The 23989-nt window shown below is 59.5% G+C and carries 18 protein-coding genes and 1 tRNA gene; 7 read left to right on the top strand and 12 right to left on the bottom strand.

Translation table 11 applies throughout. The annotated features are described in order from the left end of the window. The coding region (locus BUB54_RS03920) for an IS5 family transposase (RefSeq protein WP_244890746.1) at nt 1-726 on the bottom strand (726 nt) is incomplete at its 3' end. A gap of 514 nt (nt 727-1240) precedes the next feature. Here BUB54_RS03920 and BUB54_RS03915 point away from each other — a divergent pair. Both BUB54_RS03915 and BUB54_RS03910 read left to right on the top strand, forming a co-directional pair. Further along, on the top strand, nt 1241-1561 hold the full coding sequence (locus BUB54_RS03915) for a hypothetical protein (protein ID WP_139284777.1): 321 nt from the start codon (nt 1241-1243) through the stop codon (nt 1559-1561). Nucleotides 1562-1629: 68 nt separating this feature from the next. After that, entirely contained in the window at nt 1630-1950 is a 321-nt protein-coding gene (locus BUB54_RS03910; protein ID WP_048879033.1) for a hypothetical protein, read from the top strand. Between the two features lie 16 nt (nt 1951-1966). Here BUB54_RS03910 and BUB54_RS20685 read toward each other — a convergent pair whose 3' ends face one another. From BUB54_RS20685 to BUB54_RS03880, 7 genes are all read right to left on the bottom strand, one after another. Next, nucleotides 1967-2131: a hypothetical protein gene (locus BUB54_RS20685; RefSeq protein ID WP_158320113.1), complete on the bottom strand. Its 165-nt coding sequence runs from the start codon at nt 2129-2131 to the stop codon at nt 1967-1969. A gap of 97 nt (nt 2132-2228) precedes the next feature. After that, nucleotides 2229-3734: a cryptochrome/photolyase family protein gene (locus BUB54_RS03905; protein ID WP_048879034.1), complete on the bottom strand. Its 1506-nt coding sequence runs from the start codon at nt 3732-3734 to the stop codon at nt 2229-2231. A gap of 33 nt (nt 3735-3767) precedes the next feature. After that, nucleotides 3768-5426, bottom strand: a complete 1659-nt coding sequence (gene cydC / locus BUB54_RS03900) for a thiol reductant ABC exporter subunit CydC (RefSeq protein ID WP_048879035.1) — start codon at nt 5424-5426, stop codon at nt 3768-3770. Beyond that, nucleotides 5423-7126, bottom strand: coding sequence for a thiol reductant ABC exporter subunit CydD (gene cydD / locus BUB54_RS03895; protein ID WP_048879036.1), 1704 nt, complete (start codon nt 7124-7126; stop codon nt 5423-5425). The genes cydC and cydD overlap by 4 nt, the downstream gene beginning before the upstream one ends. A 12-nt stretch (nt 7127-7138) precedes the next feature. After that, the gene (locus tag BUB54_RS03890) at nt 7139-8182 is read right to left on the bottom strand and encodes a cytochrome d ubiquinol oxidase subunit II (RefSeq protein ID WP_048879037.1); all 1044 of its coding nucleotides are present in this window, start codon (nt 8180-8182) and stop codon (nt 7139-7141) included. A gap of 30 nt (nt 8183-8212) precedes the next feature. Further along, nucleotides 8213-9649, bottom strand: a complete 1437-nt coding sequence (locus BUB54_RS03885) for a cytochrome ubiquinol oxidase subunit I (RefSeq protein ID WP_048879038.1) — start codon at nt 9647-9649, stop codon at nt 8213-8215. A 62-nt stretch (nt 9650-9711) separates the two neighbouring features. Continuing rightward, nucleotides 9712-10395, bottom strand: coding sequence for a GbsR/MarR family transcriptional regulator (locus tag BUB54_RS03880; RefSeq protein WP_456304107.1), 684 nt, complete (start codon nt 10393-10395; stop codon nt 9712-9714). 177 nt (nt 10396-10572) lie between these two features. Between BUB54_RS03880 and BUB54_RS03870 the strand changes: the two genes are divergently transcribed. The 5 genes from BUB54_RS03870 to BUB54_RS03850 all read left to right on the top strand — a co-directional run bounded on the left by BUB54_RS03870 (nt 10573) and on the right by BUB54_RS03850 (nt 20231). Further along, complete coding sequence (locus BUB54_RS03870; RefSeq protein ID WP_048879041.1) at nt 10573-11841, top strand: flavin-containing monooxygenase; 1269 nt, start codon at nt 10573-10575, stop codon at nt 11839-11841. A 68-nt stretch (nt 11842-11909) separates the two neighbouring features. Next, nucleotides 11910-13985 (top strand): oxidoreductase, encoded by a 2076-nt coding sequence (locus tag BUB54_RS03865; RefSeq protein ID WP_048879124.1) that lies wholly within the window; start codon nt 11910-11912, stop codon nt 13983-13985. A gap of 320 nt (nt 13986-14305) precedes the next feature. Then, nucleotides 14306-15871: an efflux transporter outer membrane subunit gene (locus tag BUB54_RS03860; protein ID WP_048879042.1), complete on the top strand. Its 1566-nt coding sequence runs from the start codon at nt 14306-14308 to the stop codon at nt 15869-15871. A 41-nt stretch (nt 15872-15912) separates the two neighbouring features. Then, complete coding sequence (locus BUB54_RS03855; RefSeq protein WP_217652428.1) at nt 15913-17046, top strand: efflux RND transporter periplasmic adaptor subunit; 1134 nt, start codon at nt 15913-15915, stop codon at nt 17044-17046. 2 nt (nt 17047-17048) lie between these two features. Then, nucleotides 17049-20231: an efflux RND transporter permease subunit gene (locus tag BUB54_RS03850; RefSeq protein WP_048879044.1), complete on the top strand. Its 3183-nt coding sequence runs from the start codon at nt 17049-17051 to the stop codon at nt 20229-20231. A 407-nt stretch (nt 20232-20638) separates the two neighbouring features. Here the strand turns inward: BUB54_RS03850 and BUB54_RS03845 are convergent. The 4 genes from BUB54_RS03845 to leuC all read right to left on the bottom strand — a co-directional run bounded on the left by BUB54_RS03845 (nt 20639) and on the right by leuC (nt 23898). Beyond that, nucleotides 20639-20715, bottom strand: a tRNA-Arg gene (locus BUB54_RS03845). A gap of 55 nt (nt 20716-20770) precedes the next feature. Then, the gene (leuB, locus tag BUB54_RS03840) at nt 20771-21877 is read right to left on the bottom strand and encodes a 3-isopropylmalate dehydrogenase (protein WP_048879045.1); all 1107 of its coding nucleotides are present in this window, start codon (nt 21875-21877) and stop codon (nt 20771-20773) included. 3 nt (nt 21878-21880) lie between these two features. Further along, nucleotides 21881-22495, bottom strand: a complete 615-nt coding sequence (leuD, locus tag BUB54_RS03835) for a 3-isopropylmalate dehydratase small subunit (protein WP_048879046.1) — start codon at nt 22493-22495, stop codon at nt 21881-21883. Continuing rightward, nucleotides 22495-23898 carry a 3-isopropylmalate dehydratase large subunit gene (gene leuC, locus BUB54_RS03830; RefSeq protein WP_048879047.1) on the bottom strand — a complete coding sequence of 468 codons (1404 nt, stop codon included), beginning with the start codon at nt 23896-23898 and terminating at the stop codon, nt 22495-22497. The genes leuD and leuC overlap by 1 nt, the downstream gene beginning before the upstream one ends. Between the last annotated feature and the right edge of the window lie 91 nt (nt 23899-23989).

The raw sequence follows: 23989 nt of genomic DNA, 5'->3' as shown, positions 1-23989 counted from the left end.
GCAGCGCTTCCATGTTCCGAATACCTTCTCGATCCGGCCTCGCACCCGATGGATCGGTTGGTTCCATTCTTTAAGCTTACGCAGCGTTTCCTTTTCATCGCGCCCCCACATGCCGGTAACGACGATCCGCGGTATGCCGCCCTTTGCACGCACAGCATCACGGAAGTGATTACCGCGATAGGCGCTGTCGGCAAATATCTCGCCGGGATTGTCGGGCAGCGCTTCGGGGCCTGCTCTGCCATCATTGATATTAGCAGATGTGACCGACACTTCCTCGACCAATGCAGCATCGGCATCTGCCCCAACATACGCCTTGAAGCCATGAACGCTCGGTTTTCCCTTGTGTTTGACCCAGCGTGCATCGTCTTCGGCGGCGGAGGCAATGATCATAGCATCGACCAGCGTACCGGTCTTGACGGTCACTGCCTTTGATTTGAGCCTAATGGTCACACTGTCAAACAGCGGCCGATCACGCTTGTGCGTGACCATCAGCCTACGATATCTGACGAAGGCGGTAAGCTCCGGCGTCGCTTCATTGGAGGAAAACCCGCGGAAGCAACGGAAGGAGGCACGACCGTCGAGCGCCTCAGCCAGTTTTACGTCGGACAGGTCGTACCAGATCGTGAGAAGCAGTGCCTTGAACATCGCCAGCGACCGCCAGGCGGGCTCGCCTTTGGTGGTTGAATAGAGCGGATCAAGAAGAGTAGCGACCGAATGCCAATCGATCAGCTAGCTAAGCTCGTCGAGCGATGATGCGGGCCGTGTGCGCCCAGAGAAGCCAAACCGCTCCTGACCAATCGAACGATGCGCCACGTCCAGCTCTCCTCTGCGGGAAAACCCATAGAATCAGCAATCAAAGCCAACGTCTACAACAACCCGCGCACAGGTCTCATAGAGGTTGAGAAAAGAAGCTTAAAGCGGCTCTTGTGCGTTGAATGTTTCTTTAGCAGCTGAAGGAATTTAGACGGTTCACTATGCGCGCAAGTCATTTCAAGCTCTGCTGGAAAGATTAACAATTTATTATCCTGTTCAAAATCAAATACATAGATAGAGGCTTTGATCTCTATCAAAGTTTGTTCTGCATCGTGGTTATCATATTCGCCGAACTAAAAATCGGAGAGCGGTCATGCAAGCGAAGAATGATTTGTTCCAGCCATTAAGCTATTCAAATGCTGTTTTTGAGACGGCGCAAAGCAGGACAGCAAATATGTCGCGTGCTTTCTCGCATTTGTCTGAAGGAATGGCGGCGGCGGCCAAAGCCCAGGCGGCTTTGGTTAGTGAGGTTTTCAAATCGGAGCCAAATCTCTGGCTGAAGCCGGTAAGCCGGGAAAATGCAGCCAGTGTCACGCATGAATGGCTCGCAAGCCACAAAGCCAGACAAGAGAAGGTTTTGCATGGCATCCGGGAGATTAACGATACCCTCATGGCCTGCTTTTTCTCTGTCGCGGATGAGTTGATTGACTGCATGGACGTAAACAAGAACGAGCCAGAAACCTCAGGCGCCAAAGTCGAGCATATTAAGGTGACCAGCGCAGCCGAGAAAAAATCTGCGGCCGCGTAACGCCGCTTCTGGCCTCTATTCAGCTTCAAGATTTACTTTGGATCACACAAAGCCCGGGAGGGTATGTGATGTATGAGTCTGTTCATTCACCTATTTCAGACAAGATCGCGTGCGTAAATGCCAAACACCGGGAGGACGTGGTTTGCATCGAACTCATGCCCCCGTTGCTGCGGTCGCCTTATGCGGGAGGGCCGCTGGTGGAACGCGCATCCTGCAAGGTTCACGGCACAGTCTATCACGCTGAGAGCCGAAGCGGCGCGGTGTGCAAGCTGTGCCGCGTGCTGATGGCCGATGATGTGCCGGATGGACCGTGGCTGGCTTTCCGGGCTGGCAAGCTGGTCATGTCAGGCTGGTCCATTCATGCCCTAGCACAGCGCGGTGTTTTATAGGGTGGCCAAGCTGGCCTTACTGTTCCTCGGATAAACCTTCGATAGCCCTGCCAACGGCTTTTCCGATTTGCCGGGTAATCCATTTATCGATCTCGTCTTTTATCTCATGGCTGTCGATCCGCGGCCGCCAGTCCTGACCAAACAGCTCATCCAGATGGGCGAATAATTCATCGGCGTACATGCACACCTCCTATTCGGGCCTTGGGATAGGGTTGAGTATATCCTGGTTCGGCGGATTGCCCAATTTTCAATGCGCTTATGCGGCAAGGCTCTCGCTTTTAAGTCAGCCCGGCTAGAAACACCGTGGCGTTGTCGCGGATCGCGGTAAGGACAGGGGCGGGCATTTTGTCCAACGTGCTATAGGCCAGCGTCAGCCGAGCGTTTTGTGTGAGCGAGGCGCGGTTACGGTCCAGAAAATCCCAATAGAGATAATTAAACGGGCAGGCCTGCGGGCCGGTTTTTTTGGTCACGTTGAAGCGGCAGTCTACGCAGTAATTCGACATGCGGTTGATATAAGCACCGCCCGCCGCATAAGGCTTGCTAGCCAGCAGGCCGCCATCGGCAAACAGCACCATGCCGGAAACATTGGGCAATTCCACCCATTCATAGGCATCGGCATAGACCAGAAGATACCATTCATTCACCGCCACAGGGTCCAGCCCCGCCAGCAGCGCGAAATTGCCCAGCACCATCAGCCTTTGAATATGGTGGGCATAAGCATTGGCCCGCGTTTCGGATACGCATTGGCGCAGGCAGTTCATGCTGGTTTCGGCGGTCCAGTAAAAATTCGGCAGAGGACGGCGAGCATTGAGCGCGTTTTGCGCCGCGTAACCCGGCATTTTCAGCCAATACAAACCACGCACATATTCCCGCCAGCCGAGAATTTGCCTGATAAATCCTTCCGCCGAGTTCAGCGGTACGGCGCCAGCCCGGTAAGCACGCTCCGCCGCGGCCACGCATTCACCAGGCATCAGCAGACCGCAATTTAGATACAGGCTGATATGCGCGTGAAACAGCCAGGGTTCTCCCTGGCGCATGGCGTCCTGATAATCTCCAAAACGGGCTAGCCGTTGAGTTATAAACCGTGCCAGTGCCGCCTGCGCCCCCGCGCGTGTCACTGCGTAGGGAAAAGGCCTTAAATCCCCGAAATGATCCGGGAAGTGGCGTTCAACCAGCGCCAGAACCTCCTCTGTCACCGTGTCCGGCGCTTCTTCATACGGCGGTGGGATGGTGATGGCGTGCGGGAGCGTGTTTCGGTTTTCGACATCGTAATTCCATTGCCCGCCCTCTGGCTCGCCATCTTGCATCAATATGCCGTGTCGGGTGCGGAGCTGGCGGTAGAAATACTCCATCCTGAGTTGCTTGCGCCCCGCGGCCCAGGCGGCAAATTCCGCGCGGCTGGAGAGAAACCGCGTATCCTCGAGCAACTCAGAACCCAACTCGCGCAGCGCTTCCGCCACGCGCCATTCGTTAGGCCAAGTGCAGATCACCGCCTCAGCTTGGTGGCGCTGGCGGGCGCGGGAGATCTCGCTGGTGAAGCTATGGGTGTTCCCCGGCGCGTCCAGCGTGATGTAGTCCACCCGATAGCCTTGGCCACGCAGTTCATCCGCGAAATGTCGCATGGCGGAAAGCAGAAACGCGATTTTCTTTTTATGGTGGCGCGGCGTCACTGCCTCCTCGCGCACTTCCATCATTAGTATCACATCACTGCTTTTTTCGCAGGCCAGCAGACTGGGCAGGCCAAGGCTGAGCTGGTCGCCTCGAACGGGGAATAAGCGGGTCATCGCGGTTTATTACGCGCGGGCGGGCGGGGTGGATCAGCTGAGTGTGAAGATCTTGTCTGCCAGACGCAGCGCCTGGGGGCGGTGGCTGACCAGCAGCGTGGTACGACCCTGGCGCAGCCGGGCCAGAGCCTCCAGCACGCGTTGCTCGGTGGCGGCGTCTAGCCCTTCGGTGGGTTCGTCCAGCAGCAGGATCCGAGCATCCGCCAGAAACGCGCGGGCTATGGCCAAGCGGCGCATCTGTCCGCCAGAGAGCGCCGCGCCCGCTTCGCCCACCAGTGTATCCAGCCCGGCGGGCATGGCCAGAACCTCATCCAGTAACGCTGCTTCGCGCAGGGCGTCGCGCAGGGCCGTATCATCCGCATCCGGTTTGGCGATGAGCAGATTCTCGCGGATGGAGGTGTTGAACAGATGCGCCCGCTGCGTAACCATCGCGCATAGGCCGCGCAATGTCTCACCGGGCAGCGAGCGCACCTCCACCCCGCCTAGTTGCAAGGACCCGGACTGATAATCCCGGAAGCGCGGCAGCAGGCTGAGCAGGCTGCTTTTGCCCGCGCCCGAGGGTCCGGTAATGCCCAGGCAGCCGCCTTCCGGCACATCAAAACGCAGCCCGTGCAATACCGGCGGCAAGTCCGGCGCGTAACGCATCACCAGTTCCTCGGCGTGCAGGTCAAAACGCCTAGGGCTGGGTGCGGGCCTTGCAGGCTCCTGTAAGGCGGGAGTGGCGTCAGCCAGTTCAAAAACCCGTCGGGCCGAGGCCAAACTCTCCCCCAGCGCCTGCCAGGCGCCAGGTAGACCGGCAACAGCCTCAAATCCGGCCAGGGTCAGCAGCGCCAGCGCCGCCACATCCGGCCCCGATAGAAGCCCGGAAGCGGCGCGCGGCATGGTGATGACCAGCGTGCCCCACAGGCAAAGCTGAGCGGTGAATTGCCCAACTGCGCCAGTGACCCAACTGGCCCAGCCCTGGTGGCGCTGGGCGTCTTCCAGCGCTAGCGCCGTGGTTTCGGCCTGGGCCTCTATACGCGTCAGCGCCCCAGCCACCAGCAACTCGGCATGGCCGCGCAGAATCTCCGTCATGTCAGCGCTATATTGTCCGCGCTTGGCCGCCGCCACCCGCCCTGGTGCGCGGCCCAGCGTCAATGCCCAGAGCGGCAGGGCCAGCCCGGCCACAACCAGCCCCGCGGCCTCAATCCATGCCGCGCCGGGAGAAAGCCAAGCCAGCAGCGCCAGCAGCAATGGTACCGCCAGCAGGGCGGCGGCGCTTGGCACCGCGACGCGCAGATAAAATGTTTCCAGCCTATCAATGTCCGCTCGCAGGCGGGAGAGCAGATCCCCGTCGCGCTCACGCTCCAGCACCGCCGGAGCCAGGGGCTCCAGCCGTTCATAAAACCAGACGCGCAGTTTGGTGAGTAACCGGAAGGTGGCGTTATGTGTCACCAGCCGCTCGGTATAGCGCCCGGTGGCGCGCAAGATCGCTAGCCCTCTGATGGCGGCGGCGGGCGCGAAGAAATCCAGCCCCGGCCCGCCATGCCCGGCCAGCGCCATGGCGGCGATAAACCAACCGGAGAGCCCCAACAGCGCAGTATTAGCCAAAATCACCCCCGCCGTGAGCAGCACTCCCGCCAAGGCCCAGCCCCACTCGCCCTTCGCCAGCCCAAGCAACCGGTATAAATCCTGCCAGCCTTGCTGGTTCATGCGGGAATCTCCGCCAGCAGGTGGCCAGCTTCTAGCCGTAGCACACGATCGGCCTTTTCCACGTTCTCGGGCCGGTGGGCGATAAACAGTACCGCGCTGCGCCGTGCTAGAATTTCAATTGCCCTGCCTACCAAAGCTGCATTGGCGGCGTCCAGGCTGGCATCCGGCTCGTCCAGAATCACCAGATCAGCGGGTTTCAGCAAGGCGCGGGCCAGGGCAAGCCGCCGCATCTCTCCGCCTGAAAGCCCTTGGCCTTGTTCACCAAGTGGCGTGTCATAACCATGGGGTAGTTTTTCAATGAAGGCGGCGGCCCCAGCCAGGGCGGCGGCATCACGCAGGGCTTCCTGGCTGGCCTGTGGCCAATATAGGCGCAGATTATCCGCCACGCTGCCATGGAAGATCACGGGATTTTGCGGTAGCCAAGCCAGCCGGGCGAACCAATCCTCCCGGCGGATAGTGGCGAGATCCATGCCGTCCAACAAAATGCGCCCGTTTTGCGGTGCGTCCAATCCCAGAAGCAGCTTGGCGAGGCTGCTTTTGCCGCCGCCGCTGGGGCCGGTCAGCGCCACACGCTCGCCTCGGCGCAGGGTCAGGGAAATATCGCGCAACACCGGGCGGGCCGGGTCGTACCAAAACTCCACCCCCTCCAGCCGGATTTCGCGGACCGGCGCACCGGGCAGGGGGTGCGTGACAGCGAGGCCAGCGGGTTCCGGTGTTTCCAGCAAGTTCACAATCTGCTCGGCGGCGGCCAGGGCTTCCAGACGGGCGTGATATTGCGTGCCCATCTCGCGCAGCGGGCGGTAGAATTCCGGCGCCAGCAGCAGCACGAAAAAGGCGGGGGCAAAATCCATCTCGCCATAATATAGCCGGAAGCCGATATAAACGGCGATCATCGCGATGCTCAGCGTGGCGAAGAATTCCAGCACCAGGGCAGAGAGAAACGCCACTCGCAGCACCGCCATCACGCTTTGGCGGTAATCCTCGGACATCTGCGCCACAATCCGCGCCTGCAAGCGGCTGATGCGGAACAGTTTGAGGGTCGGCAGCCCCTCGATCACATCAAACAGATGCGCCGAGAGCCGGGCCAGCCGTCGCCATTGTTTCTGGTTCAGCGCTGCCGCGCCCTTTCCCACAAGCACCATGAAAAGCGGAATCAGCGGCGCGGTGATGAGCATGATTAAACCGGAGACCCAGTCCGCCGGAAAGGCAAAAGCCAGAAATGCCACGGGCAGAAACACCGAGAGCGCCGCCTGCGGCAGATAGGCCCGGAAATAAGGGGCTAGGCGCTCCGGCCCGTCTGTCAGCAGGCTGGCCAGCGCGCCGCCTTGCCGGGTGCTGATATAATGGGGGCCAAGAGCCGCCAGCTTGGCGCGCAACGTAGCGCGCAGTTGCGCGGTGGTACGGGTGGAGGCGCTAAAGGCAAAATGTTCGGATGCCACTCCCAGCACGGCGCGTACGGCAAACACCCCCAGCATGGCGAATAGCGGGGGCCACGCCTTGCTGAGCCCTTGATGGTGCATCAGCACGCCGTTCACGATACGTGCCAGCAGAGCGCTTTGCGCCACCAGCAGCAGTCCGCTCAGCCCGCCAGTGCCAATGACCCCAGCCAGAGCCGCGCGCCCTGGTTTGGCCTCGGCACGCAGCCAACGTTCCAGCCGTTTGGCTAAAGCGCGTTCACGCGGCGGGCTGTGCGTGGCCATGTCAATCCGCCCTCAGTGATAGGCCGCCAGGGCTGAGATGCGGGCGCGGAAAACCCAGATCTGGTAGGCATTATACATGAGCATGACCGGGAAGAACCCGCCCATCGCCAGCGTGAAGGTGAAGAGCGAAACGGCTGGGCTGGCGCCTGTATAGATCGTCCAGGTATTCGGTATCAGCCAGGGATAGATCGTTGCCATCATTGCCATTGCCATGATGGCGATGGCGAGGTTCAGCCAGAGAATGGCGGCCAGGTCTCGGTCCCGGTTGGCGGCCATGCGCATTTGCACCGCCGCGAACACAACAGCCAGCACCAGCAATCCCCAGACCCAGAAATCCGGCCCCAGCCATTTATCGCGCGCCCAGGGGAAGATGGCGGCGCTTACCGCCAAAGTCACCGCCACGGCGGCCAAGGCAAGGTAGAAGGTCAGGTTCGTCCAGGAAGCCGCCTGCACGCGGATGGGTTCCGCATGCTCGAACCGCGCGCGGATGAACAGCACGCCCGCCAGCGTGGTGGCAATCACGGCGGCAATACCGGTCCAGATGCTGAAGGGCGAAATGAAGCGAAGCGCGCCGCCCACATAAGTTGGCACCGAGCCGGGTGTGTTGGTAAGCGGAAAGCCATGCAGCACCGCCCCCACCGCCATGCCGCCAAAGAACGCGACGATGAGGCTGGAAAACCCGAACGCATAGTCCGAGAAACGCTGCCAGCGCACTTCCGCCAGATGCCTCAATTCCAGCGAGATGGCGCGGGTGATGATCCCCCACAACGCAATGGCCAGAGGGATCATCAGATAGCTGAAGGCGGAGCCGTAGACGAACGGAAATGCGCCGAACAGCACGCCGCCCGCCACGATAAGCCAAGTCTCGTTCGCATCCCACGTGCCCGCCATGGCGGACATGATGGCACCGCGCTCCTGATGGCTGCGCACGAAGAGCGAGAAGATGCCGGCGCCAAGGTCGGCGCCATCCAGCATGATGTAGAGCAGCACGCTGAGATCGAGCGCGATCCACCATGCGAAGGAGACGATACTCTGAATATTGGTCAAACCGTCCATGATTGCGGTCCTGTCAAAGAGACGCCAGACTCAGATGGGTCTGACATAGGAAGGGGCGGCATCGTGGTTCGGGCCTTCCAGGCTACCCAGGGCTTGGTGGCCGCCATGCACGATGGGACTATCTATATCCGGCCCCTGGCGCATGATTTTCGCGAGGAAGTACCAGACGCTCGCCCATACCGAAAGTTCGAAGGTTATGTAGCCCACGAGCCAGAAACTGGCCTCCGCCACACCCATATGACTAACGCCATCCGCAGTGCGCATAAGCCCATACACCACCCAGGGCTGGCGGCCAACCTCGCGTACCCACCAGCCGGTCCATACCGCGATATAGGGCAAGAACCCGCAGGCGATGGCGGCGCGCAGGAACCAGCGATGTTGCGCGACACGCTCCACCGTAAAGCCCCTGCGCAGTGCGATCCATAGCCCCCAGAAGGCCAGTAGCATAATGGCGGCCCCCGCCCCGGCCATCACGCGGAAGGCGTAGAATGGGATGAGCATGGGCGGGCGGTTCTGCGGCGGAAAATCGTCCAACCCCGGCACCTTGCCATTCCATGTGTGGGTTTCCAGCAGGCTCAGCACATGCGGAATGGTAATGGCCCAGGCCGCACCGTCGCCCGCCGCGTTCGGCCACGCGACGACATGCCAGCCGGTGTTCACCGATCCATCGGGGTTATAGGTATGGTAATGGCCTTCGAGCGCCGCCAGCGCGGTGGGCTGGTCGTCGGCCACCACCCGGCCCAGGCCATCGCCCAAATAAATCTGCAGCGGTGCCACCACAACCAGCGCCAGCACAGCGCATTTCAACGATTTCTGGAACAGCGGAATATGTCGCCCGGTCAGAATGAACCAGGCGGAGATGGCGGTCACGAAACACAGCCCGATCTCGAAACATGCCACCAGCATGTGAGGGAAGCCGAGCAGCACATCGGGGTTAAGCAGCGCCGCGCCCCAATCGACGATCTGGAAGAAGCCGTTCTTCAATACCACACCGGCTGGAGTTTGCATCCAGCTATTCGCGTCCAAAATCCACATGGCCGAGAGCGTGGACCCAAGCGCGACGTTAAATGTCGCGAACAGGTGCATGCGCTTGCTGATCTTGCCCCAGCCGAAGATCATGAGCCCGATGAAGCCCGCCTCATACATGAAGGCGGTGATCGTCTCGTAGCCCAGTACTTGTCCAAAAAACGGCCCGGCGGCCTGGGAGAATGGGCCATAAAGAATGCCGAACGCCATTTCCATGGTGATGCCAGTGGCAACACCGGCACCGAAATTCACAATGAAGAGCTTCTCAAAAAAACGTACCAGACGATACCAGTTTTCGTTGTTGGTAGAGACCCAGCGCCATTCGGCTAGAAAGAGAAGAATTGCAAGCCCGATGGTGAGCGGCGGGTAGAGGATATGCATGGTAGTGATCCACGCGAAATCCAGCCGTGAGATCAGCACGGCAAGCGGGCTATCCTGCATCGTCAACACTCCGTGTCTTTACCGCCCGGTCTTGTTTGGCCGGGGCTGATTTCAAAAAACCGTCAATCCTGTTCGTGGTCTTCCACCGGGGCGGCGCCACGCGTACCCCTGCCCAGCAAGGGCAGGCGCGATTTCAGTTCCAGCAATCCAACCACTTTGGAGCCTAGCTTGAGCAACTGTACCAGCTCCTTGGTTTCCAGTTTACTCACATCATCCGCCCAGCCCACCAAAAGCTCGATTAAATCGTGCATTTCGCGCAATTTTTCCTGAGCCTGTCGGTCTTCCTCACTACGCGGCTGAGCCACCAATAGATCACGCAGCACTGAAAGTGTCGGGTCCACCTCGCGGGCGCGGCGCTGCTCGGCCAAGGTGCGCACAATCTGCCAGACATCGTCCGGCGTGGTGAAATGCTCTCGCCGGTTGCCTGGCAGATGCTGCAAACGCACCAACTGCCAGGATTGCAGCTCCTTCAGCCCCATTGAGACGTTGGAGCGTGAGAAATTCAGCGATTGCGCGATCTCATCTGCGGGTAACGGGCGGCCGGAGATATAAAGCAAGGCATAAATCTGCCCTACCGTACGGTTGATACCCCAGCGGCTGCCCATCTCGCCGAAATGCATCACGAATGCCTCGGTAAGCGGCGACAACTCCATTTTTGTTCTTTCAGAAAATTCTGAAAGGACATTATATCCAAAAAATTCTTCCTGCAACCCGGCCGCAGCATGGCTGGCCAAACCTGCCGCCATGCCCGCAAGAGCGGCCGGAAACCGCCATTTTAGGCAGCCTGCCCGTGCCGTTGGCGTTTTGCTGCCGTTATCCGGGGGTTTTCAGTTTAGCCTTTGCATTGAATAGGAAATTGCTTCTGCCCCTGCGCCTGGCGCTTGTGTAACCTCAGCCTGTTATTGGAAAGTGAAACAAGGTTGATGGTGACTGAACATATCGATGTGCTTGTGATCGGTGCGGGCCAAGCTGGTATCGCGATGAGCGAACACCTTGGCCGGAACGGCATCTCTTACCTCGTTCTGGAACGAAATCGAATCGCCGAGCGTTGGCGAAGCTGCCGTTGGGATTCCCTGGTCGCCAATGGTCCCGCTTGGCATGACCGCTTTCCCGGCATGGAATTTTCCGGTCATGGACCGGATTCCTTCGTACCCAAGGAGGAAGTTGCTGATTACCTCAAAGCTTATGCGGAAAAGATCGGCGCGAATATCCGCTGCGGTGTGACGGTGCGCCACGTGCAGCGCAATCAGGGCCGCCCTGGCTTCAAGGTGGAAACATCGAATGGCCTGTTCGACGCTGAATATGTCGTTGTCGCCACCGGCGCATTTCAAAATCCCGTGATTCCGACTTTGGTCCCGGAGACTGAAGGGCTCACGCAACTCCACTCCAACGCCTACCGCAACCCCGCCCAACTGCCGGAGGGCGCGGTGCTGGTGGTGGGCAGTGGTTCCTCGGGCGTACAAATTGCTGATGAGCTACTGCGTGCGGGGCGGCGGGTTTATCTTTCCGTTGGCCCGCATGACCGGCCTCCCCGGCGCTATCGTGGCCGGGATTTCTGCTGGTGGCTGGGCGTTTTGAATAAATGGGACGCCGAGGCACCGCCCACCACGGACCATGTGACCATCGCGGTCAGCGGTGCCAATGGCGGCGAGACAATCGATTTCCGCCGCCTCGCCGCGCAAGGCATGACATTGCTCGGCAGGACCGAGGCTTGCCAGGACGGCATGCTCAGCTTTGCCTCCGACCTTGCCTCCAATCTTGCCAAAGGCGACAGAAATTACCTTAGCCTGCTGGAAGAGGCGGATGCCTATGTGGTCCGCAACGGGCTTGATCTGCCAGAGGAACCGGAAGCCAAAATCATTCCGCCCGACCCTGAATGTGTGACTACGCCCATACGCGCGCTCAATCTAAAAGAGGCCGGAATTTCCACAATCATCTGGGCCACCGGCTTTGTTTCCGACTATAACTGGCTGAAGCTTGACTGTTTTAACGAAAACGGTACGCCCAAGCACCAGCGCGGCGTCTCCGCTGAACCGGGGCTCTATTTCCTGGGTCTGCCCTGGCAGTCGCGGCGCGGCTCCTCTTTCATCTGGGGGGTGTGGCACGATGCCAAATTCATCGCTGACCACATCATCAAACAGCGCGGCTATCTTGCCTATCAAGGCATGGCGCTGCCGGAGATGGCTGACTGAAGCTGAGATAAACTTGAAACCCGCGGCATTCCCCGCGGGTTTTTTCGTCCTTGAAAACGGAGAAAAAATTGCGAAATCCCGCCTACGATATTCTGTTTGACCCTCTGGCCATTGGCCCGTTAATGGCGAAAAACCGATTTTACCAGGTGCCGCATTGCAATGGCGGCGGGTATCGTGACCCTTCCGCCGTGGCGGCCATGCGGGGCATCAAGGCCGAAGGAGGCTGGGGCGTTATTTTCACTGAACAAGCTGAAATTCACCAAACATCTGAAATTACCCCGTTCATTGAGCTGCGGCTCTGGGAGGATGCGGATATTCCCGCCTTGCGCCGCATGTCTGAGGCCATGAAGCAGAATGGTGCGCTGGCGGGGGTTGAACTGGCTTATTCCGGTATTAATGGCCCGAATTTCTACACCAAGGAAGTGCCGCTGGCCCCCACCGCGCTTCCCATCCGCACCTTCACCAACGACCCGGTGCAGGCCCGCGCGCTTGATAAGAACGACATCCGCAATCTACGCCGTTGGTTCGTCAACGCGGCCAAGCGCACCCGGATCGCGGGGTTTGATCTCATCTGTCTGTATGGGGCTCATGGCTTTGGTATTTTCCAGCATTTTCTCTCGCGTGCAACCAACCAGCGTACGGATGAATATGGTGGCAGCCTGGAAAACCGCGCGCGCTTCGTGAATGAAGTGATTGCTGACATGAAGGACGCGGTGGGCGACAGCATGGCCATCACGTTGCGCGTCAGCCTGGATGAAACCATCGGTCAGCTTGGCTTCTCAAATGCCGAATTGCGTGAATTTATCGAGATGAACAAGGATCTGCCGGATCTTTGGGACCTTGCTCATGGCACCTGGGAGGATTGCTCGGGTCCATCCCGCTTCAAGGAGGAAGCCGCGCAGGAAGCGCTGGTCAAAGGCATCAAATCACTCACCGCGAAGCCCGTTGTCGGCGTCGGCCGCTTCACCTCGCCGGATGTGATGGCGCGGATGATCCGCCAAGGCGTAATTGATTTCATTGGCTGCGCGCGTCCCTCGATCGCGGACCCGTTCCTGCCGAAAAAGATCAATGAGGGGCGTGTCGAGGATATTCGTGAATGTATCGGCTGCAATATCTGCATCACCGGAGATATGACGATGTCTGTAAGTCGTTGCACTCAGAACCCGACCTTCATGGAGGAATGGCGGCGCGGCTGGCATCCTGAAAAGATCGAGCCCAAAGGCGCGTCGGAGAGCGTGCTGGTGATCGGCTCCGGCCCGGCGGGGCTGGAGGCCGCGCGTGCCTTGAGCCTGCGTGGTTATGAGGTGGCGGTTGCCGAAGCGCGTGAGAGCTTTGGCGGGCGCGTGGCGCGCGAGCGTCTGCTGCCTGGCCTGTCCGCCTGGGGGCGGGTGATGGATTACCGTCTGTATCAAATTGGCCAGCGCTCGAATGTGCAGCTTTATCCCGGCTCGGCGTTGAGCGTTGATGACGTTTTGGCCTTCGGGTTTCAGAATATCTGCATCGCTACGGGCAGCCGCTGGCGGGCGGATGGCGTGGCACGCCAGCATGTCGTGCCCATTCCGGCGGACGCGGCCATGCCGGTTTTCACACCAGATGACCTCATGGACGGCAAACGCCCCACCGGCCGTGTGGTGCTGTTTGATGATGACCATTATTATATGGGAGGCGTCCTTGCCGAATGGTTGGCCAGGGAAGGGCACGAAGTTACGCTCATCACCCCCTCGGCTTTTGTCTCGGAATGGACGCGTAACACGCTGGAGCAAGGTGCTATTCATGTCCGCCTGATTGAGGCGGGGGTGAAGATCGTCCTGAATACGGGGCTTGCGTCCATCCATGCTGGAGCCGTTGAAACCAACTGCACCTATACAGACCAGCGTGGCATGGTCGAGGCCGAATCGCTCGTTATGGTTGCCTCCCGCCAGCAGACTGACGGGCTTTATCATGCCCTTCGGGCCCGTCAGGCGGACTGGGCAGAGGCCGGCATCCGCTCTGTGCGGTTAATCGGCGATGCCGCCGCGCCGGGGCCTATCGCCTGGGCTACCTTCGCCGGGCACCGCTATGCGCGCGAGCTCGATAGTGGGGTGTGGACAGAAGATTGGGGCGACAGCTTGGCATTCCGTCGCGAGGTCACGGCGCTGTCCTAATTTTTTAGGCCAATCCATATACAGGAAGGCGGTCACCGAATTGAATAAACGGTTCGGGGCGCCCTGGGTGATGGCAACGGCGTTTTCACCGCCCGACTGATAATAAGGCAGGCTGAACCTCGAAGCTCAGCCTGTTTTGCGTTGCAGGCATGCCAAAAGATCGGCCAAGTGTACGGCCGGTAATAAGACAGTTTCGTAATAGTATGAATTTTATCGCAAAAAAAGTGCATTAAGCTCTGTCAACCATTCTATTGATAATGCTACAAAATAATTCGGAGGGATTAAGGGATGGCGTTTGGGTTGGGGAGTAGGAAGCGCTGATGCGGTATGGCATGGCTTTTGCTTGCCTTCCGGCCTTATTTTTGGCCGGGTGTATGGTTGGGCCAAATTTTAAAACTCCCCAGGCATCTGTTGCCGGGCAATACCGGTCCATTGACGGTACCCTTCCAGAGGGCGCGCCGAATGACCCTGAGTGGTGGCACGGTTTCAACGATCCTGTGCTCAACAAGCTGATCACGCTCGCTTATCAGCATAACCTCACTTTGCAGCAGACGGGCGTGCATGTGCTTCAGGCTCGTGCTCAACTTGCCGCCGCGGTGGGGGAGCTTTACCCGCAGCAGCAAGCTGTCAGCGCCGCTTATGAGGATTCGACCCAAAGCCATGCCTCGCCTACCCATATTCCGGGGGCGCAGGTGAATTTCCAGGACTTGTCCCTAGGGCTGAGCGCTAGTTGGGAGATTGATCTCTGGGGCAAATACCGCCGCGCCATCCAGGCGCAGAACGCTAATTTCCTGGGGTCGATTGACGCGTACGACGCGGCACTGGTCAGCCTGACCCAAAGTGTCGCGCAAACCTACATCGCCATCCGCACCTTGCAGGAGCAGATAGCCGTCGCCAACGCTAACGTGGTCGCGCAGCAAGAGAGCCTGCGTATCGCTACGGTGCAGTACAATTCCGGCCAGACCAGCCAGCTCGATGTTGAGCAGGCACAAACCCAGCTCAACATCACCGAGGCCACGGTGCCCACTCTCAGGGCCCAACTCGTCACGCAGGAGGACGCGCTGGCTGTGCTGTTGGGCATGACGCCGGACCAGATCGTGCCGCTTGTGGGGCGAAGTGCCCCCATTCCCACCGCGCCCGTGGATGTTTCAGTCGGCATCCCCAAAAACCTGCTGCGGATGCGCCCAGACGTGAAGCAGGCCGAGGAAGAAGCCGCCGCGCAATGTGCAGATCTTGGCGTGGCCAAGGCACAGCTTTACCCGGCTTTATCGCTCTCCGGGACGTTCGGTTTTGAATCAAGCAATGCCAACGGTGCCTCACTGGGGGATTTGTTCAAATGGTCCAGCCACACGGTCTCCATTGGTCCCTCTATTCAAATTCCCATCTTTAATTACGGCCAGCTTACCAACCAAGTACGCGCCCAGGACGCCGCATTCGAGCAGTCGATCCTGAATTATCAGAATGTGGTGCTGAAAGCACAGCAAGAGGTGGAAGACGCCATCGCCGCCTATATCGAGGCGGAAAAGAGCGTCAGAGTGCTGACCGCCGCCAATGCGTCCGCGCAGCAATCCGTGAAACTGGCCATGATTCGTTATGTCGATGGCGCATCGGATTATACTACGGTGCTGAATGCCGAGCAGGCGCAGCTTCAGGTGCAGAACTCCCTGGCCTCGGCGCAGGGGCAGGTGCCAACCGCTCTGGTCCAGCTTTACGCGGCGCTCGGCGGCGGCTGGCAGATCGCCAAGGGTCATGACGTGGTGCCGGAAAGCATCAAGGCGGACATGGCCAAGCGCACCAACTGGGGCGGCTTGCTGACGCCCCAGAACCACGCCGCCCCGGCGACCAAAGGGGAGCAAATTCAACAAACCTACGTGCCGAGCTGGTGAGAAACATGCGGAATCGCTTTGCATTGAGGCCTATTTTTGGTTTGGCAGGGGCAGGGCTGCTGGTGCTGAACCTCTCCGGTTGCGGCAAGAGCAACAGTTATAAGGCCCCCCCTCCACCTCCTGTTGTCACCAGCAAGCCGGTTTCCATGCCGATGACGAAATTTCTGGACGTCACCGGTAACACCGTAGCGGTCAACTCGGTTGAACTGGTCGCGCGCGTGGCAGGCTATCTGCAAGAGATCGACTTTACCGACGGTAGCGTGGTGAAAAAGGGGCAGAAGCTGTTCGTCATCGAACCCGCCCCCTACGCCGCCAAACTTCAGCAAGCCAAGGCTGCCGTGGCCAGTGCCAAGGCTCAGGTTATCTACGCGCAGTCCCAGTACGACCGTCAGGAGACTATGTACGCTCAGAAAGCCACCTCCCAGGCGAATGTCGAGCAATGGCTCTCCCAGCGTGACTCCGCCAAGGCCCAGGTGATCGAGGCGCAGGCGAACGAGCAACTCGCTGCCATCAATTTCGGCTACACCACCGTCAGCGCGCCGTTTGATGGCATCATCAGCCGCCATCTGGTCGATGAAGGCAATCTCGTCGGCAATGGCACGGCTACCACGCTGGCCACCATCACGCAGATCAACCCGATCTATGTCTACTTCAACGTCAGCGAGTTGGACGCCCTCAACATCCGCCAGACCCTGTCTAAGGAAGGTCTGAACCCCAGCGACGTGAAAGGCGCGCCTATTGATATTGGCTTGCAATCAGACAGCGGTTACCCCTTTGCGGGCAAGATTGATTACGTCTCCCCTAGCGTAGACCCCGCCACTGGCACCATCCAGGTGCGTGCCGAATTGCAGAACGATAAAGACATTCTGCTGCCGGGCCTGTTCGTGCGCGGGCAGATCCCGCTCGGCAAGCCGGTTAACAAGCTCGCCCTGCCCGAGGCCGCATTGATGAGCGACCAAGCCGGTTCCTACGTCTATGTCGTCGGCAAAAACAACATCGTCGAGCAGGAGCGCGTAAAAACCGGCATTGAGGAGGATGGCATGGTTGCCGTTACCGGTCTCACCGCTGACGCGCAGGTGATCGTGGATGGTTTGCAGAACGCCGCCCCTGGTAATGCCGTTGAGCCGACAGAAAAGGACATCAAAGCTCCCGCCGCGCAGCAGCCGGACGCCTGACCATGATGTCGAAATTCTTTATCGAGCATCCGGTTCTCTCGAACGTCATCTCGGTTCTGTTCATTGTGATCGGCTTGGTGGCCATCGGCGCACTGCCAATCTCGCAATATCCGCAGATCGTGCCGCCAACCATCCAGGTGACCACCTCCGAACCTGGCGCCGATGCGAAAACGCTGGTCAACACAGTGGCCCTGCCGATCGAGCAGCAGGTCAACGGCGTGCAGGACATGCTCTATATGCAGTCCACCAGCACCAGCTCGGGCAATTACACGCTCGTGGTGACGTTCAAGGTCGGCACGGATCTGAATTTCGCGCAGGTTCTTGTGCAAAACCGCGTTTCCGCGGCGCTGGCCAAATTGCCCGAGGCCGTGCAGGCGCAAGGCGTGGTGGTGCAGCAGAAATCCACCTCGATTTTGCAGTTCATCACGCTCACTTCGCCAAATCATACTTATGACGGGCTGTTCCTGAACAACTACGCCCTCATCAACATGCAGAACACGCTGGCGCGCCTGCCGGGCGTGGGTAATGTGCTAGTGTTTGGCACCGGCCAGTATGCCATGCGTATCTGGTTGGACCCGGCGAAGATGCAATCGCTCGGCCTCACCCCCGCCGATGTGCTGACCGCATTGCGTAACCAGAACGTCGCGGTGCCGGCAGGGCAGGTGGGTGCGCCGCCTACAGCGGGCAAGCAGGCCTTCCAGCTCACGGTCAACGTGCCCAGTCAACTCTCGGACCCCACCCAGTTCAGCAATATCATTATCAAATCCGGTGATAATGGCGGCGGCGCGGCGCGGATCGTGCGGCTGCGCGATGTTGGGCGGGTCGAGCTGGCCTCCGTTAATTACAATATGGAGGCTAATTTTTCCGGCCAGCCCACCGCCGCCATCGGTATCTACCAAAGCCCCGACGCGAATGCTCTTACTGTGGCCAAGGAGGTCCGTTCTACCGTCGCGCAGATGGCAAAATCCTTTCCTAAGGATATGACCTATAGCATCCCGTTCGATACCACCGTGTTCGTCACGGCCTCCATCGATGAGGTGTATAAAACCCTGTTCGAGGCCTGCATCTTGGTGCTGGCGGTGATCCTCCTTTTCTTGCAAAGTTTCCGCGCCACGCTGGTGCCTGCTACCACTGTGCCGGTCACCATCATTGGCGCCTTTGCAGCCATGGCGGCGTTGCATTTCAGTATCAACCTGCTGACCTTGTTCGGCCTCGTTCTTGCCATTGGTATCGTTGTCGATGACGCGATCGTGGTGGTTGAGGGCGTCACGCACAAAATGGAAACCACGGGGTTGGACGCCAAACGCAGTGCCATCGAAGCGATGAAGGAGCTGACCAGCCCCATCATCGGCATCACGCTGGTGCTGATGTCCGTGTTCATCCCCGCCGCGTTCATGCCGGGCATCACCGGGCAGATGTACGCGCAGTTCGCGCTGGTCATCGCCGCCACGGCGCTCATTAGCGCCATCAGCGCGCTCACCCTCAGCCCCACCCAATGCGCCCTGCTGCTGAAACCCACCAAGCCGGGCACGAAAAAGAATATCATCTTCCGTGCCTTCGACCGCGTTTATTATCCGGCTGAGGCCGCCTATACTCGGCTGATCACCCGCATGGTCAGCCGAGCTGGGCTGCTTGCCCTTTGTGGCCTGGGGCTCATCGCGCTCGCGGTTTTTGGCCTGTCCCGCATCCCCAGCGCCTTTGTGCCGCTGGAGGATCAGGGATATATGGTGCTCAGCATCCAACTGCCGGATGCTGCGTCCATCGGCCGTACCAATGCGGTGCTGGCTAATCTCAGCAAAGAGATCCTCAAGCAGCCTTATGTCGAGAGCGACATTACCATCAGCGGCATTTCGGTGATGGATAATAGTGCCAGCCTCGCCAATGCCGGCGCTATCTATGTCATGCTCAAACCCTGGGATGAGCGCGGTTCCAAATGGGGGCTGCTGCCCGTTTACAAGGCGCTGAGCAAGCTAGCGCGTGACGAGACTGCCGCCAAGGTGGTTGTGGTGCCGCCGCCGCCTATTCAAGGTTTGGGCAATTCCGGCGGCTTCCAGGGCGTCGTGGAACTGCGTGACGGCAGCTTCGACTATTCCAAGCTACAGCATGTGGCGGATTTGGTGGACCATGACGGTAACACCCAGAGCGGCCTTAATAATCTGTTCACCACTTACCGCGCCCAGGCGCCGCAGCTTGAGGCCAACCTCAACCTCACCAAGGCCCGCGCCCTCGGCGTTTCCGCCAGCGACCTTTACAGCACGCTGCAAACCTATCTTGGCTCGTCTTATGTGAATCTGTTTACGAAATACGGGCAGGTTTTCCCGGTTTACGTGCAAGCCGAACCTTCCGCGCGGATGAGCGTGCAAGAGGTGCGCAATTACGCGATCCGTAATGATAATGGTCAGATGGTGCCATTGGGCACCGTGGCCAATGTCACCAAGACCTTCGGCCCGCCGATCATTACGCTCTACAACACCTACCCCTCGGCCATGATCAACGGCCAAGCGGCGGCGGGCTACAGCTCCGGTCAGGCGCTAAACGTGATGGACGATCTTACCGCCCATGTTCTGCCGCAAGGATTCGGCTTTGAATGGACCGGCACCGCCTACCAGGAGCGTCTGGCGGGCGGCGCCACCACCATCATCTTCGCCTTGTCTCTGCTGCTGGTTTATCTGGTTCTCGCCGGACAGTATGAAAGCTGGATCACACCCATAACGGTGCTGTTGGCCGTGCCCCTGGCACTGCTGGGCACCGTGGCGGCTCTGACTGCCTTGGGGCTGGCGAATAACATCTACACCCAGATTGGTCTTGTTCTGCTCATCGCGCTCGCGGCCAAGAACGCCATTCTGGTGGTTGAAGTCGCGCGCGAGCAGCGGCAATTCCACGGCGCCTCCATCGTGGATGCCGCGGTGAAGGCCGCCACGGTGCGGTTTCGCCCGATCTTGATGACCTCCTTCGCCTTCATCCTCGGCGTGATGCCGCTGGTGTTCGCCTCCGGCGCAGGTGCTAACTCCCGTAAGTCCATAGGCATCGCGGTGGCCAGCGGCATGTTGGCCTCTACCTGTATCGCGGTGCTGTTCGTGCCGGTCTTTTATGTGGTGCTGCAACGTTTCAGTGAGCGTTTCTTCCCCAGCAAAAAAGCCGCGCCCTCCCAGCCCCCGGCACAATCCTCTGAAGGCGGTCATTAGCGGCTGTATATCGCCTGTAACTGCCCGTTAATCGGCTTTGGGGCAGTTATAGAGTTTCTTTGCCCTATACACCTAATGAAGGCCGTTACGGCTTCGATGCTGCCGGTAGCGGCTTGTTATGATCCCACCATCCGGCACCGAACGCCAAAATGCGAGACGGTAAACGCCTCGCTTCTTTACGCCTTATCAGCCCAGGCAAATGAGACTACCCGCTTTGCTGTCGCCTGCGCTTGCACGTCAAGCTGAAATGGAGACGCTGCTATTTATGTTTGAGAGGGCAGGAGGCTGAGTAGATCGACCAGCGGTACGAGTCCTTTCGGGCGGTCTATGGTGGGCGACCCCCCAAAAAGAAAACGGGTCGGTGATATTTCACCGGCCCGTTTTCGCATGATGTTCAAGAAATTCCGTGGCGCGCTCGAAGAGATTCGAACTCCTGACCCTCAGATTCGTAGTCTGATGCTCTATCCAGCTGAGCTACGAGCGCGTCGTGGGCGGTGATGTAACTGAACCTTCGCGGACAGGCAACCCCCAACACCAAATTAAATTGCCCGAAGCTCCGCAATCAGCGCATCCCCCATTTCCGAGGTGGAAATGGTGGGCCGGCCCTCGGCTTTAATGTCTGGTGTGCGGCCGGCCTTGGCCAGAACGCGCTCCACGGCGGCCTCAATCGCGTCGGCGTCTTCCTGCATGTCGAAGGAATAGCGCAGCAGCATGGCGAGGCTCAGAACTTCCGCCAGCGGGTTGGCCACACCTTTTCCCGCAATGTCCGGGGCGGAGCCATGAATCGGCTCGTAGAAGCCCGGAATCCGCCCGGAGGCATCCTTAGCCCCGAGCGTCGCGGAAGGCAGCAGCCCGAGCGAGCCGGTGAGCATGGCGGCGAGGTCGGAGAGAATATCCCCAAACAGATTGCCGGTCACAATCACGTCAAACTGCTTCGGATTCTTCGCCAACTGCATGGCGCAGTTGTCGGCATACATGTGGGAGAGCTCCACATCTGGGAACTCCTCCGCCTTCAGTTTGGTCATCACCTGGCGCCAGAGCAGCCCGGCCTCCATCACATTCGCCTTTTCCACGCTGCACACGCGGTTCTGGCGCTTGCGGGCTAGCTCAAACGCCACACGGCCCACGCGCTGAATTTCGTGGGTGGTGTAAACTTCTGTGTTCACGCCCTTCTGTTCGCCGTTGGGCAGGGTCTCGATTCCGCGCGGCTCACCGAAATAAATACCGCCGATGCACTCGCGCACGATCATAATATCCAGCCCGCGTACCAGATCCGGCTTCAGCGAGGACGCCGCCGCTAGTGCATCGAACACTTTAGCCGGGCGCAGATTTGCAAACACCTGCAATTCCGAGCGCAGCTTGAGCAGTCCGGCTTCCGGGCGGATGTTAAACGGCACCTTGTCCCATTTCGGCCCGCCGACAGAGCCGAACAGCACCGCATCCGCTGCCTTGGCCTTCGCCAGCGCCGCATCTGTCAGCGGCACGCCATGCGCGTCGATGGACGCCCCGCCCACCAGCTCTTCTTCAATGTTGAAAGAGGCGCGCTTGGTTTCCTGCAACCAGTTCAGCACGCGCTTGGCCTGGGTCATCACTTCGGGGCCGATCCCGTCACCCGGCATCAGCAGCAGATTCTTATTGGCAATCATCTATTAAGCTCCCTGAATTTTGGGCTGCCAAGAGGGAATTTTCGCCTCATAGCTGTCAATGGCGACGGCGTGCTCCAGCGTCAGGCCGATATCGTCCAGCCCGTTCAGCAGACAGTGCTTACGGAACGGGTCCACCTGGAATGGGATCTCCTCGCCATTTGGGCGGATTACCACTTGGCGGGCCAGGTCCACGGTGAGCTTGGCATTGCTGCCCATGGCGGCATCCTCACGTAGCTGGGCACAGATCTCTTCCGGCAGCGCGATCGGCAGAATGCCATTCTTGAAGCTGTTATTGAAAAAGATATCCGCGAAGCTTGGCGCGATGATGCAGCGGATCCCGAAATCCAGCAGCGCCCAAGGGGCGTGCTCGCGTGAGGAGCCACAGCCGAAATTATCGCCCGTCACTAGAATCTCCGCCTTGCGGTAAGGTTCCTGGTTCAGCACAAAATCTGGGTTCTCGGCACCGTCGGCGGTATAGCGCATATCGGCAAATGCGCTCTTGCCAAGGCCGGTGCGCTTGATGGTCTTCAGGAACCGCGCCGGGATGATCTTATCCGTATCAATATTGTCGATATTCAGCGGCGCCGTAATGGCGGTCAGTGTGGTGAATTTATCCATCAGATCAGCTCCCGCACATCGGTTATTTTGCCGGTCACGGCAGCGGCGGCGGCCATGGCGGGGGAGAGCAGATGAGTACGCCCGCCCGGTCCCTGACGGCCCTCGAAATTACGGTTGGAGGTGGAGGCGCAGCGCTGGCCCGGTGTCAGCTTGTCGGGGTTCATTCCCAGACACATTGAGCAACCCGCCTCGCGCCATTCAAAGCCCGCATCGGTAAAGATCTGCGCCAGACCTTCCTTCTCCGCCTGCTGTTTCACCAGGCCGGAGCCCGGCACCACCAACACGCGCACGCCCTCGGCCACATGGCGGCCCTTGGCCACGGCGGCGGCGGCGCGCAAATCCTCAATGCGGGAATTGGTGCAGGAACCTATGAACACCACGTCGACTTTCGTGCCCTCAATCTTCTGTCCGGCTTCCAGGCCCATATAATTGAGCATCCGCTCCATCTGGGCGCGCTTGGCGGGGTCTTTTTCATCCGCCGGATTGGGCACGCTGCCGGTCACTGGAATCACAGTCTCGGGGCTGGTGCCCCAGGTGACCTGCGGAATAATATCTTCCGCGCGCATTTCCACCACCTTGTCGTAATGCGCTCCCTCATCGCTGGGCAGGGTTTTCCAGTAGGCCACGGCGGCATCGAAATCCGCGTTATGCGGCGCGAAGGGCCGGCCCTTGATATATTCAAAGGTCGTCTCATCTGGCGCGATCAGGCCGGCGCGCGCACCGGCTTCGATGCTCATGTTGCACATGGTCAGGCGCCCGGCCATGTCCAGCGCGCGGATGGCTTCCCCCGCGAACTCCATCACATGCCCGGTCCCGCCCGCTGTGCCGATCTTGCCGATTATCGCCAGCATGATGTCCTTGCCCGTGCAGCCTTCCGGGAGCTTGCCTTCCACGCGGATCAGCATGTTCTTGGCTGGTTTCTGCAGCAGTGTTTGGGTGGCCAGCACATGTTCCACCTCGGAGGTGCCGATGCCAAAAGCCAGCGCGCCCAGCGCGCCATGGGTAGAGGTATGAGAGTCGCCGCAGACAATGGTCATGCCCGGCAGGGAGATGCCCTGTTCCGGCCCGATCACATGCACAATCCCCTGGCGCGCGTCGGACATCGGGAAGTACGTCACCCCGAAATCCTTCACATTCTGCTCCAGCGTTGCAATCTGCAGCGCGCTTTCCGGCTCGTTCACCTCGGTCAACCGTTCCGCGCTGGTAGGCACGTTATGGTCTACCACGGCGATGGTGTTTTCCACCCTCCGCACCTTGCGGCCTGCTAGGCGAAGCCCCTCAAATGCCTGCGGGCTGGTTACCTCATGCACGAGATGACGGTCGATATAGAGAACGCAGGTGCCATCTTCCATCCGGTCCACCACATGGGCATCCCAAATCTTGTCGAATAAGGTCCGGGGCATTTGATACAGCTCTCCCAAGTTAAAAAAGGCCAGAAGGACATCGTCCTCCTGGCCCCAGGCGACACCCGATATGGGCGTTCGCGCTTAAAAA

The organism is Acidocella aminolytica 101 = DSM 11237 (assembly GCF_900129125.1).
GTDB lineage: Bacteria > Pseudomonadota > Alphaproteobacteria > Acetobacterales > Acetobacteraceae > Acidocella > Acidocella aminolytica.
This window is presented reverse-complemented; position numbering and strand designations above follow the sequence as displayed.